15 protein-coding genes are annotated in these 15,688 nt (G+C 63.3%); 5 read left to right on the top strand and 10 right to left on the bottom strand.

Annotation, left to right across the window (positions count from 1 at the left end; translation table 11 throughout):
• Positions 1–49 precede the first annotated feature (49 nt).
• The 7 genes from AC72UB_RS08625 to AC72UB_RS08595 all read right to left on the bottom strand — a co-directional run bounded on the left by AC72UB_RS08625 (position 50) and on the right by AC72UB_RS08595 (position 6,329).
• Positions 50–451 (bottom strand): RidA family protein, encoded by a 402-nt coding sequence (locus AC72UB_RS08625; protein ID WP_505189404.1) that lies wholly within the window; start codon positions 449–451, stop codon positions 50–52.
• Positions 448–861, bottom strand: coding sequence for an acyl-CoA thioesterase (locus AC72UB_RS08620; protein ID WP_505189403.1), 414 nt, complete (start codon positions 859–861; stop codon positions 448–450). Before AC72UB_RS08620 ends, AC72UB_RS08625 begins: the two co-directional genes overlap by 4 nt.
• Positions 858–1,994: an acyl-CoA dehydrogenase family protein gene (locus AC72UB_RS08615; protein ID WP_505189402.1), complete on the bottom strand. Its 1,137-nt coding sequence runs from the start codon at positions 1,992–1,994 to the stop codon at positions 858–860. Before AC72UB_RS08615 ends, AC72UB_RS08620 begins: the two co-directional genes overlap by 4 nt.
• Before the next feature lie 75 nt (positions 1,995–2,069).
• Complete coding sequence (locus AC72UB_RS08610; RefSeq protein ID WP_505189401.1) at positions 2,070–2,882, bottom strand: enoyl-CoA hydratase family protein; 813 nt, start codon at positions 2,880–2,882, stop codon at positions 2,070–2,072.
• A complete protein-coding gene (locus AC72UB_RS08605; RefSeq protein ID WP_505189400.1) occupies positions 2,879–3,310 on the bottom strand; it encodes a MarR family winged helix-turn-helix transcriptional regulator in 432 nt (143 codons plus the stop codon). Before AC72UB_RS08605 ends, AC72UB_RS08610 begins: the two co-directional genes overlap by 4 nt.
• Positions 3,307–4,041, bottom strand: a complete 735-nt coding sequence (locus tag AC72UB_RS08600; RefSeq protein ID WP_505189399.1) for an SDR family NAD(P)-dependent oxidoreductase — start codon at positions 4,039–4,041, stop codon at positions 3,307–3,309. Before AC72UB_RS08600 ends, AC72UB_RS08605 begins: the two co-directional genes overlap by 4 nt.
• 2 nt (positions 4,042–4,043) lie before the next feature.
• Positions 4,044–6,329, bottom strand: a complete 2,286-nt coding sequence (locus tag AC72UB_RS08595; protein WP_505189398.1) for a bifunctional salicylyl-CoA 5-hydroxylase/oxidoreductase — start codon at positions 6,327–6,329, stop codon at positions 4,044–4,046.
• Positions 6,330–6,440: 111 nt separating this feature from the next.
• Between AC72UB_RS08595 and AC72UB_RS08590 the strand changes: the two genes are divergently transcribed.
• Genes AC72UB_RS08590 through AC72UB_RS08580 form a run of 3 tightly spaced genes read left to right on the top strand, consistent with a single transcriptional unit; the run spans position 6,441 to position 9,444 of the window.
• A complete protein-coding gene (locus tag AC72UB_RS08590) occupies positions 6,441–7,199 on the top strand; it encodes an enoyl-CoA hydratase-related protein (RefSeq protein ID WP_505189397.1) in 759 nt (252 codons plus the stop codon).
• Positions 7,196–8,320, top strand: a complete 1,125-nt coding sequence (locus tag AC72UB_RS08585; protein ID WP_505189396.1) for a 3-hydroxyacyl-CoA dehydrogenase — start codon at positions 7,196–7,198, stop codon at positions 8,318–8,320. Before AC72UB_RS08590 ends, AC72UB_RS08585 begins: the two co-directional genes overlap by 4 nt.
• Complete coding sequence (locus tag AC72UB_RS08580; RefSeq protein ID WP_505189395.1) at positions 8,320–9,444, top strand: aminotransferase class V-fold PLP-dependent enzyme; 1,125 nt, start codon at positions 8,320–8,322, stop codon at positions 9,442–9,444. Before AC72UB_RS08585 ends, AC72UB_RS08580 begins: the two co-directional genes overlap by 1 nt.
• A 59-nt stretch (positions 9,445–9,503) precedes the next feature.
• Here AC72UB_RS08580 and AC72UB_RS08575 read toward each other — a convergent pair whose 3' ends face one another.
• The gene (locus tag AC72UB_RS08575) at positions 9,504–10,010 is read right to left on the bottom strand and encodes a winged helix DNA-binding protein (RefSeq protein WP_463289094.1); all 507 of its coding nucleotides are present in this window, start codon (positions 10,008–10,010) and stop codon (positions 9,504–9,506) included.
• 166 nt (positions 10,011–10,176) lie between these two features.
• On the opposite strand from AC72UB_RS08575, the gene AC72UB_RS08570 reads away from it, so the two are divergent.
• A complete protein-coding gene (locus tag AC72UB_RS08570; RefSeq protein WP_505189394.1) occupies positions 10,177–11,268 on the top strand; it encodes an LLM class flavin-dependent oxidoreductase in 1,092 nt (363 codons plus the stop codon).
• A gap of 50 nt (positions 11,269–11,318) precedes the next feature.
• Complete coding sequence (locus AC72UB_RS08565; RefSeq protein ID WP_505189393.1) at positions 11,319–11,807, top strand: flavin reductase family protein; 489 nt, start codon at positions 11,319–11,321, stop codon at positions 11,805–11,807.
• A gap of 191 nt (positions 11,808–11,998) precedes the next feature.
• Here the strand turns inward: AC72UB_RS08565 and AC72UB_RS08560 are convergent, their stop codons facing one another.
• On the bottom strand, positions 11,999–13,540 hold the full coding sequence (locus tag AC72UB_RS08560; RefSeq protein WP_505189392.1) for an indolepyruvate oxidoreductase subunit beta family protein: 1,542 nt from the start codon (positions 13,538–13,540) through the stop codon (positions 11,999–12,001).
• Entirely contained in the window at positions 13,537–15,687 is a 2,151-nt protein-coding gene (locus AC72UB_RS08555) for a thiamine pyrophosphate-dependent enzyme (RefSeq protein ID WP_505189391.1), read from the bottom strand. The genes AC72UB_RS08560 and AC72UB_RS08555 overlap by 4 nt, the downstream gene beginning before the upstream one ends.
• Position 15,688 lies beyond the last annotated feature (1 nt).

Genomic DNA, 15,688 nt, shown 5'->3' with positions numbered 1-15,688 from the left:
CCCTTGTGTCGCCCCGTCTCGCGGGGTCCGTCTTGGTGCGCAGCGCAGATCAGTCTTGCGGTATTACGGCGGTGGCCTCGATCTCGACCTTGGCGCGGTCCTCAACCAAGGCCACCACCTGAACCAGCGCCATGGCCGGATAGTGCCGGCCAATGATCTCTTTATAAACCCCGCCCAAGCCCTTGAGACTGTCGAGATATTCTATCTTGTCCGTCACATACCAGGTCAGGCGCACCAGATGCTCGGGTTTCGCGCCTGCCTCGGCCAGCACCTCGACAATCGACCGCAGCGCCTGCGCCACCTGCCCGACGAACTCATCGGTCTCAAACTCGCAGTCCGCGTTCCAGCCGATGATGCCGCCAGTGAACACCATCCGGCCACTGGCCGCGACGCCATTGGCATAGCCGCGCGCGGGTTTCCAATGCTTCGGGTGCAAGATCTCGTGGCTCATGCCGCCTCCTCCAGATGCGCAGCCAGCCCGGCGCGCAGCGCCTCGGGCCAGCGTGCGGCTTTCATATTGTCAATCCAGACCAGCGTCAGACGCGCCCGCAGCCGCAGCTCTTCCCTCATCCGCCCGGTGATCTCCACCGCCACCGAACTGCCACCGAGCTTGCGCACGATCAGCGTGAAGGCCACCTTATCGCCCAGCCGCGAGGGGGCCATGAAATCCGCTTCGATATGCACCGTCGGCACCCCGTTGCGCATGCCCGCATTGTGCATCTGGGCAAAGCTCATCCCCACCTCATCAGCAAAGAAATTCTCGACGACCGAATTGGTCATCTCGAAATAGCGCGGGTAGAACACGATCCCGGCCGGGTCACAGTGGTTGAACTCAATCTGAATGATGCGGGTATAGCTCATCCCAAAAGGCTCCGCGCAATGACCACGCGCTGCACGTCGCTGGCGCCTTCGTAAATCCGCAAGGCCCTGATTTCACGGTATAAGCTTTCCACCGCAAAGCCCGTGCGCACGCCATCACCGCCATGCAGCTGCACCGCCATGTCGATCACCTTCTGCGCGGCCTCGGTGGCGTAAAGCTTAGCCATCGCCGCCTCGCGGCTGATGCGCGCGACCCCTTGATCCTTGGTCCAGGCCGCGCGGTAAATCAGCAGCGCAGCCGCATCGATCTGCAAAGCCATATCGGCCAAATGCCCCTGCACCATCTGATAATCGGTCAGCCGCCCCCCGCCTGCGCGCACCCGCCCGGTCCGCGCCAAGGCCTCATCCAAGGCGCGGCGCGCAAAGCCCAAGGCCGCAGCCCCAACGGTGGAGCGGAACACGTCCAAGACCGACATGGCAATCTTGAACCCCTCGCCGGGTTTTCCGATCAACGCACCCTCCGGCAGCACCACATCGTGGAGCCCCAGATGCGCCAAAGGATGCGGCGCCATCACCTCGATCCGATCCATCACCCGCAGGCCGGGCGCATCAGCGGGCAACAGAAACGCCGACAGCCCCTTGGCCCCCGGCCCCTCACCTGTGCGGGCGATGATCACATAAACATCGGCAATCCCGCCATTCGAGATATAGGTCTTCTCCCCGTTTAAGACCCAACCGCCCTGGCCCCGAACGGCAGTCGTGGCGGTCTGCGCCACATCCGACCCCGCCCCCGGCTCGGTCAGCGCAAAGCCGGAAATCGCCGCGCCCGCCCGCGTCCGCGCCAGCCATTCGCGCTGCTCGGCCGTGCCAAATAACGACACCGCCCCCATGCCCAACCCTTGCATGGCAAAGGCAAAGTCGGCCAGCCCATCATGGCGCGCCAAGGTCTCGCGCGTCAGACATAAGGTCCGCACGTCCAAAACCTCACCCTCACCCGCCCCGGTCGGCTGCAACCAGCCTCCCGCGCCCAAAGCGGCAACCAACCCTTTGCAGGCCCCATCCACATCATGGTGATCCACCGGCAAATGCGCCGCGCACCACGCCTCCAGCCCTGCGGCGTGGGCACGGTGGCGCTCTTCAAAGAAGGGCCAGCTCAGAAAACTTGTGTCAGCCATGATTTCATCTGTTCCTAAATATCCTCCGGGGGTCCGGGGGTGGAAAACCCCTGGGGCTGGCAACGGATGCCCCGCTCAATCACCCTGAAACACCGGTTTTTCCTTCGCGACAAAGGCGTGATAGGCGCGCTCGAAATCGCGGGTCTGCATGCAGATCGCCTGCGCCTGCGCTTCGGCTTCGATCGCCTGTTCCAGCCCCATGTTCCATTCTTGATTGAGCTGGGTCTTGGTCATGCCATGCGCGAAGGTCGGCCCTGCGGCGATGCGGCTGGCCAGTTTCCACGCCTCAGCTTCCAGCGCCTCGGGCGCATGGAGCGCGTTCCAAAAGCCCCAACGCTCGCCTTCGTCGGGGTTCAGGACACGTCCGGTGTACAAAAGCTCTGCCGCCCGCCCCTGCCCCACAATCCGCGGCAGCATGGCGCAAGCGCCCATATCGCAGCCCGCCAATCCCACCCGCGTGAACAAGAACGCGCATTTCGCCTCGGGCGTCGCCAGTCGCAGATCAGACGCCATCGCGACAATCGCCCCCGCTCCGACGCAGACCCCGTCCACCGCCGAAATGATCGGCTTGCCGCAGCCGATCATCGCCTTCACCAGATCGCCAGTCATGCGGGTAAAGGCCAAGAGTGCCTTCATATCCATGCCGACCAATGGCCCGATGATGTCATGCACATCGCCGCCCGAGCAGAAGTTCCCGCCGTTCGACGCAAATATCACCACGTCAACATCATCGGCATAGACCAGCGCGCGGAAGGTGTCGCGCAGCTCGGCGTAGCTGTCAAAGGTCAGGGGGTTCTTGCGGTCGGGGCGGTTCAGCCGGACGGTGGCGATCCGGTCCTTGACCTCCCACAGGAAATGCTGGGGCTGAAGCCCGGCCATCTTGGTCATGATTTCCCCATGCGTTTCAGAATTTCGGTCAGGCTGTCTAGGTCGGCCTCAGAGAGACCCGCGAAAAGCTTGTCCACCTCCGCCTCATGCTGCTGCGCCATCGCCTCAAAGGCCGTCAGCCCCTCGGGCGTCAGCGCGACAAAGACGGTGCGGCGGTCGGTGTCCGAGGGCGTGCGGCGCACCATGGCGTCGGCCTCCAGCCGGTCCACCACCGCCGTGGCATTGCCGTTGGAGACCAAAAGCATGCGGGAGAGCTCGCTCATCGTCACACCCTCACGGCGGCGATAGAGGGCTGCCATCACGTCAAAGCGCGGCAAGGTGGTGTCGTGGTTCACCCGCAGATACTCGCGCAAGGTGGCTTCGCTCATCCGCGTCACACCTAACAGGCGGATCCACATCTTCAGCCGACGCTTGGACAGATCGCTCACACTTCGCCCCCCGCGATGGTGATACACTGGCCGTTGATCCCCTCAGACCCAGCCCCGCAGAGGAAGAGTGCGGCAGCGGTCACCTCGGCGGGCTGGAACAGGCGGTTTTGCGGGTTCAGCCCCTCCAGCGCCGCGCGCGCTTCGGCCAGTGTCTTGCCGGTTTTCTCGGCAATCACTTGCACCGAATGGTCGGTCATTGGCGTGTCCAGAAAACCGGGGCAGATTGCGTTCACCGTGATGGGCTTGCGCGCCACTTCCAGCGCGAGCGAGCGGCACATGCCAATCACCCCATGCTTGGCCGCCGCATAGGGGGCCACCTTGGCATAGCCCTTAAGCCCCGCGGTCGAGGCCACGGCCACCAGCCGACCCCAGCCCTGAAACTGGTTCAGCCCCTCGCGGAAGGTCAGAAAAACCCCCGTCAGGTTCACCGCCAGCATGGCGTTCCACTGATCGAGCGAGGTTTTCGCCATCACCGCGCTGTCTGCCGCCCCCGCATTGGCGACGACGATATCAACCGCGCCTGCCGCGTCGAACATCCGTTTCACGGATGCCTCCTCGGTCACATCGGCCTGCACGCAGCGGATGCCTTTGGCTTTGGCGGCGACTGACTGCAGTGCGTCCAGCCGACGCCCCGCAATCACCACCTCGGCCCCAAGGGCGGCAAATCCCAGCGCAAGGTTCTCGCCCGCGCCAGACCCACCCCCGGTTATAAGCACCCGTTTGCCTTGCATGGTCACGCCCTGATCTGCTCTTGCTGCCGCTCGCGCAGGCGGAACAACAGATCGCGCCCGCCTTTGTAGGGGGCTGGCCAGTCAGATGCCTCATCACCCTGCGCTACGGCAGCATGCAACGTCCAGTAGGGATCGGCCAGATGCATCCGCGCAAGGCACACAAGATCGGCCCGGCCCGCCATCAAGATGCCGTTCACCTGATCATAGTCGCTGATATTGCCCACCGTCATCGTGGGAATTCCGGCCTCATTCTTGATGCGGTCGCTGAACGGGGTCTGGAACATGCGGCCATAGATCGGCTTTTCGGCAGGATCGGTCTGGCCGGACGAGACGTCGATGATATCGGCACCAGCGGTGCGGAACATCCGCGCGATTTCCACAGCTTCATCGGGCGTCACGCCGCCATCAATCCAGTCATGCGCCGAAATCCGCACCGACATCGGCTTTTCCGCAGGCCATGCGGCGCGCATGGCAGTAAAAACCTCCAACGGATAGCGCATGCGGTTTTCCAACGACCCGCCATAGGCGTCGCTGCGGGTGTTGGTCACCGGGCTGATGAAGGTCGCCAGCAAATAACCATGCGCCGCGTGCATCTCGATCATATCGACACTCGCACGCGCGGCCATTTCGGTGGCCGCCACAAACTCGGCCTTCACCCGGTCCATATCGGCGCGGTCCATCGCCTTTGGCGCGGCATTGGCGGGCTTGTAAGGAATGGCGCTGGCCGCCATCGTGGGCCAGTTACCGGATGCCAAAGGCGCGTCGATCCCGCCCGCCCATGGCACACAGGTGCTGCCCTTGCGCCCCGAATGGCCGATCTGGATGCAAAGCTTTGACGTTGTCTCGGCGCGGATGAAATCGGCAAGCCGCTTCCACGCCGCCTCATGCTCGGGCGCGTAGAGACCGGGGCAACCGGGGGTGATGCGGCCTTCGGCGCTCACACAGGTCATTTCGGTGTAAATCAGCCCTGCCCCACCCTTGGCGCGTTCCGCGTAATGGACGAAATGCCAATCCGTCGGGGTACCATCCACCGCCTTGTACTGCGCCATGGGCGACATCACGACGCGGTTCTTCAAGGTCATATCGCGCAGGTGGAACGGCGCGAACATCGGCTTGCGGCCGGGCTTTCCACCCTCTTGTGCCTGATACCAATCCTCCGACTGCGCCAGCCACTCCGGATCGCGCAAGCGCAGGTTTTCATGGGAAATCCGCTGACTGCGGGTCAAGAGCGAATAGGTGAACTGCGGCATCGGCATATCAAGATAGCGCTCAACCTGCTCGAACCACTCCAGACTGTTACGAGCCGCCGATTGCAGACGCAACACCTCAACCCGCCGCTCTTCCTGATAGCGCTTGAAGGCGCCCTCCATCGTAGGTTCGGAATGCAGATAATCCGCCAGCGCAATCGCACTGTCAAAGGCCAGACGCGTGCCCGACCCGATGGAATAATGGCTCGTGGCCGCCGCATCGCCCATCAAGACGACATTGCCATTGTACCACCGCTCACACAGAACCCGCGGGAACTGCATCCACACCGCACTGCCGCGCAGGTGGGCCGCATTCGACATCAGATCATGGCCGCCAAGGTGCTTCTCAAAGATCTTGCGGCAGGTCTCGACCGTCTCTTCCTTGGTCATGTCGGCAAAGCCAGCCCTGTCCCAGGTATCGGGCATGCAATCAACGATGAACGTCGCGGTGTTGGCGTCAAACTGGTAAACATGGGCATAGAACCAGCCCCATTCGGTCTTTTCAAAGATGAAGGTAAAGGCGTCGTCAAACTTCTGATGCGTGCCAAGCCAGATGAATTTCACCAAACGCTGGTCAATATCGGGCTTGAACACTTCGGCATATTCACGACGCACAAGGCTGTTGATCCCGTCTGAGGCAACGACCAGATCATAATCCTTGCGGTATTCCTCGGCCGTCTTGAACTCGGCCTCGAACTGCATGTTCACGCCCAACTCGCGGGCGCGCTCTTGCATGATGATCAGCATCTGCTTGCGGCCGATCCCGGCAAAGCCATGGCCACCCGACACAGACCGCTCGGTGCCGCGCACCACGGCGATGTCGTCCCAATAGGAAAAATGGCTGCGAATCGTGTCCGTCGATTTCGGGTCATTGCGCTGCATCCGCCCCAAGGCATCATCCGACAGCACCACGCCCCAGCCAAAGGTGTCATTGGCCTTGTTACGCTCCAGCACCGTCACATCATGCGACGGGTCGCGCAGCTTCATCGAGATGGCAAAGTAAAGACCAGCCGGTCCGCCCCCAAGGCACAGAATCTTCATCGTCGACCTCCTTCAGGCGCATTTGACCCTGAGCGTGTCATTCACTGAAAACAATTTCAAGCTTGAAATTTCTATCTTGAATAATTTGTCGCAGCGCCTCAGACTGACGCCATGGAACAGGTCATCACCGAACAGCATGACGGGTGGGTGAAACTCACCCTGAACCGGCCCGAAGCGAAGAATGCGCTGAACACCGCCGTTCTGGCGCGTGTGGCCGAGGCGCTGACAGCAGCGGCGGCAGACCCCACGGTCCGCGCCGCCCTGATCTGCGGGGCTGATGGCACCTTTGCCGCTGGCGCCGATATCGCCGAGATCGAAGCCAAGACATCCGCCGAAGGGGCCCATGACCCGCGCAAGGCCCATTGGGCCGCGATCCGCGCCTTTCCCAAGCCGCTTGTGGCGGCCGTGGATGGGTTTGCGCTGGGTGGCGGGTTCGAACTGGCGCTGATGGCGGACATGATGGTGCTTGGCGCCGATGCGCGGCTTGGTCTGCCGGAAACCAACCTTGGCCTCATCCCTGGCGCAGGCGGCGCGCAGCGGCTTTTGGCGCTGGCGGGTCGGGCGCGGGCCACGCGCATGGTGCTGGGCGGCGAAATCATTGATGCAGCAACGGCTTACGACTGGGGCATTGCAGGCTGGCTTGCCACCGGCCCCGCCCTGCCCGATGCTGAGGCGTTGATTGCACGGATGTGCAAACGCGCGCCCCTCGCCCTGCAGGCCGCCAAAGCGGCGCTGGTGGCGGGCGACGAGACAGCGCTTGCGCTGCACGAGGAGCGCGCGGCCTTTGAACGTCTCCTCGACAGCGCCGACAAGCTGGAAGGCATCCGCGCCTTCCGCGAAAAACGCAAACCCGAGTTCAAGGGCCAATGACCGCCGACACCCCCACCATCGGCGTCGTCGGCCTTGGCACCATGGGCCTCGGCATCGCGCAGGTCTATGCCGCCGCTGGCTTTCCCGTCATCGCGACGGATGCCCACGCCCCAGCCCGCGAGACAGCCCGCGCCCGGATGGCCGATGCGCTGAACGCGCGCATCACCGCCGGCAAGCTGAGCGAGGCGGCCCGTGACGCCACCCTCTCCCACCTCACCATCGCCGAAACCCTTGCCGAATTCACCCCCTGCGATCTGGTGATCGAAGCGATCGTCGAACGTCTTGACGCCAAGCAATCGCTCTTCCGCAGCCTTGAGACCATCCTCAGCCCGACCTCGATCCTTGCCACCAACACCTCCTCGATCCCGGTCCGCGAGATTGCGGCAGGCCTTGCCCACCCGGACCGCGTCCTGGCGCTGCATTTCTTCAACCCACCCACCGCGATGAAACTGGTCGAGTTGGCACCGCACGCGACAACCGCCACAAAAGACATCAACATCGCACGACAAATCACAGAAAACGCAGGGAAAACCGTTATTGAGTGCCCCGACCGTCCGGGCTTCATCGTCAACCGCTGCGCGCGGCCTTTCTACGGCGAGGCGCTGGCGCTTTTGTCCGAAGGGCGCAGCGCCTCTGACATCGACGCAGCCATGCTCGCCACCGGATATCGCCTTGGCCCCCTGTCGCTGATCGACCTGATCGGGGCCGATATCAACCTTGCCGCCACCCGTGGCCTGCAGGCCGCCATGGCCAATCACCCTCGTTATCACGTCTTCCCCGCGCTCGAGGCGCAGGTCGCCGCAGGCCATCTGGGGCGCAAATCTGGGCAGGGCTTCCTGCACCCCACCACGCCCGGCCCCGCCCCCGCCGACGCCGCCCAGATCGCGCTCCGGATCGAGGCCACCCTCATCAACGAGGCGCACTGGCTCCTCTCCGAAGGCGGCACAACGGCGACAGGCATCGACACCGCCATGAAACTTGGTCTCAACTTCCCGCGCGGCCCGCTTGAAGCGCTGGCCCTTCAAGGCCGCCCCGCCGTCCTCGCCACGCTTTCCGCCTTGCAGGCCGCCGCCCCGCAGGCGATGAAAGACCGCTACACCCCAGCCCCCGGATTGGCCTGATGCAAGACGCCTATTTCCTCTATCATTCCATCGGCATGTATCCCGGCAAAGACGCCGATATCGCCCGCGCTATGGCCGAGTTTGCCACCGTCTGGGGCCGCCCTGATGACAGCCAATGGGGTAACGTCCTGCCGCTGCGCGCCCAGTTCATCGACCGCTGGCGCGCCATCTTGAACGCGGCCCCCCAAACGGTCACCACCTTCGACAATGTTACCGCCGCCGTGCACAGCCTCGTACAATCGCTCCCTGCAGGTCACCTGCACGGACGTACAGTTCTGGTCGGCGCCGATTGCTTCCCCTCTAATCATTTTCTGCTGAACGGGATGGCCGAAACCCATGGCTTCACGCTCAAAACCGTGGCCTTCCGCCAAGGCGCCGCCCATGTCGAGGATGAAGATTTCCTGGACGCATGGACACCCGACGTCGGCCTCGCGCTCCTCACCTGGGTCTCCTCCACCACCTCGCACCGCATCGATCTTCAGCGCATGGTCGCCCATGGCCGCCGCATGGGCAGCCTGATCGGGGTGGATGTGACCCAAGCCATCGGCCTTCTGCCCTTCGACGTCCACGCCCCCGAGGTGGATTTCACCGTCACCACGTCACTGAAATGGATGTGCGGCACGCCGGGCGCGGGCATCCTTTACGTCAGCCCCCGCCTGACACCGCACCTGACCCCGTCCTTGCGCGGCTGGTTCAGCCAAGACAACCCGTTCAACTGGGATATCACCCGCTTTGCCTATGCCCCCGACATCCGCCGCTTTGACAACGGCACGCCGGGCTGCATGGCCGCACTGGCCAGCCTGCCCGCGATGGACTGGCACGCCGCCCAAGACCACAGCGCCATTCTCGCCCACAACCGCCGCCTCACCGCGCAGTTGATCGAGATGGCCGATGCCCTTGCCCTGCCCCTCGTCACGCCGCGGGAGGAGGGCAAACGCGGCGGCTCGGTCATGCTGCGCCTGCCCGACGATCTGCCCGCGCCCCAAGTCGTCGCGACCTTGCGCGCCCAAGGCATCACCACCGACCACCGCAGCCAAACCTTGCGCCTGTCGCCCGGCATCGTCACCACCGAAACTGGTGTGACCAAGCTTCATGCCGCACTGGCCCACCTGACCAAAGCCTAAGCCTTTCATCTGGGCCCAAATACTCCCGCCGGAGGCCCCACCACGGCCCCCAGCGCGCCTTATCCGCGCCGATGCGTCGCGGCCACCCGCGCCACCTCTTCATAGATCCCCGACAACAGGTTCAACGTCCGGCTCGCCTCGGCCAGTCGCGCGGCAAAGCCCGGCACATTGGCAATCTCGGCCAAGAGCAGTTTGCGCCGCAACACCGCATAGTCATCGGTCACCCGCAGCCCCGCCTCAGTGCAGGCATAGGTCACGCCCGACCGCCCGGCCCCCAGCCGGACAATCAGTGCCGCCCCCAAGAGCTTGCGCAAGCTGTACTGGATATTGGGCACATCATCGCGGTTCATCAGTCGCGCAATTTCCTTCAACGACTTAGGCCGGTCATTCATCCGGATGATATGCAGCATGGCATTCTCCGGCCCTGTCGCCGCCAGATCGCAGACCGAGGCCAGACACTCCGACTGCCAGCGGCCGAATCCCTCGAACGCCCGCATCAGCGCAAATTCCAACTCGGTCGTGTCCACATCCGAGCCCGACTGCGCCAAATGCCAGCGCCGATCCAAAGTGGAATCTTCTGCATTTGTTTGAGTTTGAAGGTTTTTCTTCGCCATCCCGCCACCCCAGCTTCAAACCCAACCTGCCTTGGGAAATCCGTTGACGCAAAGCATTTTTAAGATAGACTTTCAAACATAAAATAACACCAAAACCCCAACCAACAGGATGAACACTATGACACAGAACCGGATGCTCTCCGGCGGCTTCAAGCTGGGCACCTTTTCCACCAATTGCTCGTCAGGGATGACACCGACCCAAGCCCCCGACCGCTGGGTCAATTCTTGGGACAACAACCTGGCACTGGCCAAACTTCTGGACGCGGCAGGCATTGACTTCATGCTGCCGATCGCGCGCTGGATCGGGTACGGCGGGCCGACCGATTTTCATGGCGGGGTCTTGGAAACCATGACATGGGCTGCGGGCCTTCTGGCCGCGACCAAGGATATCTCGGTTTTTGCCACCATCCATGCCTCGGCCAATCACCCTGTTGTGGTGGCCAAACAGATCGCCACCATCGACCAAATCGGCCACGGCCGCGCGGGGCTCAACATCGTCGCGGGCTGGAACAAGCCGGAATATCAGGCGTTGGGCCTGTCCTTGCCCGATGACCATGAAACCCGCTACGGCTATGCGCAAGAATGGTATGATCTCATCCGCAAGATCTGGGGCTCGACAGAGCATTTCGACTGGGACAAGACCTATTTCAAGAACATTAAGGGCTTGAAGGGCGACCCGGCCCCGATCCGCGGCTCGGTTCCCGTGATCAACGCCGCAGGCAGCCCGCAGGGCCGCGAGTTTGCCACCGACAACGCCAATTTCCTCTTCACCCCGGCCATTGATCTGGCCCGCTCGAAAGAGGAAATCGCCGCCCTGAAGGCGCAGGCTGCCGCCAAGAAGCGCGATGTGGGTGTTCTCACCTTTTCTCACGTCGTCTGCCGTCCAACTGAAAAAGAAGCGCGCGACTATGTGCATTACATTGTCGATGAAAACGCCGATTGGCAGGCGACCGACAACCTCATCCGCCTGCAGCTCGCGCATGCGCTGTCCTTCCCGCATGACCTTTTGACGCAAATCCGCTACGGCTTTGCGCTGGGTCATGGGGGGTTCCCGCTAATCGGCACGCCCGATCAGGTGGCAGCCGGGATCATCTCGCTGCATGAGGCCGGGTTTGCCGGAACGACGCTGTCTTTCGTGGATTATCTGCGCGAATTCCCCTACTTCGCCGAAGAAGTCCTGCCGCGTCTGTCGAAAGCGGGCATCCGTTAAGCGGTCTCGCGCGTATCAGGACAAACGCCGTCAGACTTGCAGGAGCCACCATGACCGATCAGCCCGATGCCAAGACCTTCCGCGACGCGATGCGCGCCTTTGTCGGCAATTGCAGCGTGCTCACGGTGGGGGACGGCGATCAGGCGAACGGCTTGGTGATCACCTCGGGCATTTCGCTGTCGGCCGATCCGGCGCTGATCTTGGCCTGCGTCAACCGCTCGTCCTCCAGCTGGCCCCTGTTTTCCCCCGGGGGCGCCTTTGGCTGGTCCTTGCTCGGCGCCGCCCATCAGGGCGTTGCCGAGCGTTTTTCGGGCTTTGGTGGCGTGAGGGGCCCAGACCGCTATGACGGGGCTGAGTGGGAAACCACCGGCGGCGCGCGGCTGTTGGTTGGCGCGCCCACCGCCTTTGCCTGCACAGTGGACGAGATGATCGACCGCGCCACCCATTGCATCATCATCGGCCGTGTGCGTGACATCCGCACCAGCCCCGGCGCGGGGGCGCTGGTCTATTGGGACGGCCAATATCGCGCGCTGACCTGAACCCGACGCGTCTGGCCTAAAAAGAGAAGGAGCGTTCCGCCCCCTCGGTGCTGCCGCACCTCACCCCCTGAGAGTATTTCAAAAGGCGCAAGACCTTTAGGGCTTGGTGTTTTGGAATTGCGCCTTACCAAATACTCTGCGGGGGTGAGCGCGGGACGCGCGAGGGGGCTGCACAGGCCCCCTCCCCCCTGTCAGGCAAAGCTTCGAATGGTGGCGATGGCACCGTCAAGTGCCTTGCCCTCTTCGTCCTTCAGCGCCGCTTCGCGCAGGCGCGCGGCCCATAGGGCGGCGTCTTCACGGTCCTTGACCAGCGCAATTGCCGCAAGCACCCGGTTAAACTTCGACAGACCGCGGGCGTGGGTGTCGGAGTAGCCCTTGACCAGACGGCGGCAGCGCATGACCTCGACCGCCAGATCGTAGTTGTGCGGCAGATAGCCCATCGCGGTGTCCAGCCAGCGGTTCAGATGCGCGACCTCTTCAGCGTGGCGCAGGGTGCGTGGCCGCCAGCCTTTCAGCCCGCCCATCACATGCAGCATCAAAAAGCCCCGCAGGCTGTCGGTGCGCAAGCGGCGACCCTTGTTGAAGAGCCGGTCGATCAGCGCCATGCGCTTGGGGTTGGCCGCCCAAGCCGCGCCCATGCGGGCGGGCAAGAGTGACACCAATTCCTCGGCGCGCGGATGCAGGAATTCGGTGACCTGCATCACGTTCTTGTCCTTGGCCCCCATCTCGCGGCCGATGCGCGCGAGGCGGCCCAATTTGGTTTTCTGATCGGCCACGCGGATGATGTCATCGTAAGCCATTGCATTGGCAATATACTTGGCCGCTTCGCGGGTCAGATCAAAGGGTGCACGGTCAGCCGCCAGAACGGCTTCCACCCGGTCAAGATAGGCGCGGGCATAGGCGAGGTCTTGAAACTCAACCACCTTTTTCAAGCCTGCACGAGCCATCGCAGCTGCATCGCCCGGAAGCCTGTCCGCACGGGCGACGAGCGCCTGCCATTCGGCCACAAGGCGCGCCGGGCCTTGGGGAGTATCTGGCTTGGCCACCGGCGCGACAGGTTCGGGCGCCTTGGCCTCCCCCTCTTGCGCCGCCTTGTAGCCCACGTCAAAGGCGCGCAGCGAGGCCTCAATCCCCTTGCCGCCCTTGCAAATGGCTTCTTCAAAGGCCGCGCGCGGGAAGGGCAGCACCTCAGCCCCTGCCAAGGCGCCAAAGAGGCTGGCAGAGATCACAGAGCCAGCCTTGATCGCCAGCGTGTCGAAATCCGCCGCGATCAAGCGGCGCGCGGCCACTTCGGCGGCGGCCAGCACCTCTTCTGAGGAGGCAATCCCATCGCCCGGCACCATCTTTTCACTGACCGCCAGCGCCCGGTGGGTTGAGGTAATGAGCACCGTGCGATCCGGCGTCACGAACCCGCGCAGAATGGCGCGACCCGCCTCCATCATCTCGGCGGTGATCATGATGTCGACATCCCCCGCCGCCGGCATCAGCGAGAAGATCGGCATGCCCGTGCCAGCCGGGGCCATTTCCACATAATAGACCGTGGCCCCGGTGCGCTGCGCCACGCCGGCCACCGATGTTGCCTGCGCGGCATAGCCATTGTCCCGCGCGAGGTCTTCGATCCAGCTGGTCAATACGCCGCCGCCCTGCCCGCCCACCGCCAGAAGGGCGAGCTTGATAATGCCGCCCATTTTCGGGTCCTGCGGGCGCGGGTCCAAGGCCTCGTGTAGGGTCATTGGGCCGCTCCTTCGAAGGTCAGCCGCCGGGCGGCGCGGCGGGCTTGCAGCCAGCCGATCACCCGGGCGCGGAAGCCCGCCATGCGGGTTTCCCAAGGCGTCGGATTATGCACCACATCAGCGCGGTAGAAGGACGGGCACAGAATGGCCGCATCGGCCACCTCGCCGCAATTGCCGCAGCCCACGCAGGATTTATCGATCGAGGCGACCGGATCATCGCGCAAGGGATCGTCCAGCTTTTTCAACGACAAAGACGGGCAGCCGGATAGGCGAATACAGGCGTGGTCGCCCGTGCAGACCGATTCATCAATGCCAAAGCGCGGGGCTTCCACCCGACGCCCTTCTTTGATCGCCGCCTGCGCCAAGGGCTTTTCCCGCCGCTGCTTGTTCAGCATGCATTCGGATGAGGCGACAATGACCTTCGGCCCCTTTTCCGGGGTGGTCAGCGCCTCACGGATCGTGTCGCGCATCTTTGCCACGTCATAGGTGCGATCAATCTGGCGCACCCAGTTGATGCCAATGCCGTTCAGCGCCTTGGAGATCGGGTTTTTCGTGGCCTTGGTCGGGTTACTGGCGCGCGAGGACATGAGGTCCTGCCCGCCTGTCGCCGCCGAATAGTAATTGTCCACGATGATCGCCACGCCGTCAGACTTGTTGAAGGCCATGTTGGTGAAGGAGGAGGACAGGCCATTGTGCCAAAACCCGCCATCGCCAATGATCGCAATCGCGCGTTTGTCGCCGCCGCCATCAAAGGCGCCGTTGGCGGCCGGGCCAAGGCCATAGCCCATGGTGGCGCCGCCAATTTCAAAGGGCGGCAGGCTGGCAAACAAATGACAGCCGATGTCGGCGGCAATCTGGTGCTTGCCCAGCTCTTTCTCGACCAACTTCATCGCGGCAAAGATCGGGCGTTCCGGGCAGCCGGTGCAGAACCCCGGCGGACGGATCGGCACGGTTTTCGACAGATCCGGGATCGCGGGGCGATCCATGTTCGGCGCGCGCACGGCGGCAGGCAGCATGGCGGGGGCCGCCGTGCGGATAAAGCTTTCCACCGCATCCAGCATCACAACGCCGGTGTATTCCCCGGCCATCGGGAAGAGCCCCTTGCCGTGCAGCTTCACGCCCGAGCCTGCACGGTAGAGATAGCTGCCCAGCTGGGTTTCAATGAACTCAGGCTGACCCTCTTCCACCACCAAGACATGATCCTTGCCCTCGCAGAACTGCAGGAACTGCGAGGAGATCAGGGGATAGGTCACGTTCAGCACGTAAAGCGGCACATCAGTGTTGCCGTAGATGTCGGCCAGACCCAAACGCTGAAGGGCGCGGATCACGCCATTGTACATGCCCCCCTGCACGACAATTCCGAAATTGGCGTCCTTGGGGCCGAAAAACTCGTTCAAGCCGCGGTCAACAATGAACTTTTCCGCCGCAGGCCAGCGGTTTTTCACCTTGTCCTGCTCATGCGCATAAGACATCGGCGGCAGCACGACGCGGGCGAAATCACTGCGCGGGTTGGCCACCGCCTCGCGCACCGTCAGGTTGGGGCGCTGGTTGTCGCGGGTGATGAAGCTGCCTGTCACATGGCACGACCGGATCCGCACCATCAGCATGACGGGGGTATTCGAGGCCTCCGACAGATCAAACCCGTCGGACACCATTTTCACGATCGACGGCAGGTTCGGGCGCGGGTCCAAGAGCCACATCTGCGCCTTCATGGCAAAGGGGTGGCTGCGCTCTTGCATGATGGACGAGCCTTCGCCGTAATCCTCGCCCACAATCACCATGGCCCCGCCGGTCACGCCCGAAGACGACAGGTTGGCCAAAGCGTCAGAGGCCACGTTGACCCCAACCGGCCCCTTGAAGGTGACAGCCCCCCGAATAGGGTAATGCACGCTTGCCGCCAGCATCGCCGCCGCCGCCGCCTCATTGGCATTGGCCTCAAACCGCACGCCCAACTCGCCCAACAACTCTTCAGCATCGGCCAGCACGTCCATCAGGTGGCTGATCGGCGCGCCTTGATAGCCGCCGACATAGCCGACCCCGCTTTCCAAAAGCGCCTTGGTGATGGCCAATATCCCCTCACCGGTAAAGGTCTCGCCCGCGCCGAGGCGCAGGTGTTCGACTTCGGCTTTGAAACTGCGTTCTGCCATG

The sequence above is a fragment of the Allotabrizicola aquatica (SeqCode) genome (genome assembly GCF_965194375.1).
Taxonomy (GTDB): domain Bacteria; phylum Pseudomonadota; class Alphaproteobacteria; order Rhodobacterales; family Rhodobacteraceae; genus Tabrizicola_A; species Tabrizicola_A aquatica.
Note: the sequence above shows the minus strand (reverse complement) of the source record. Positions and strands in the feature narration are given on the sequence as shown.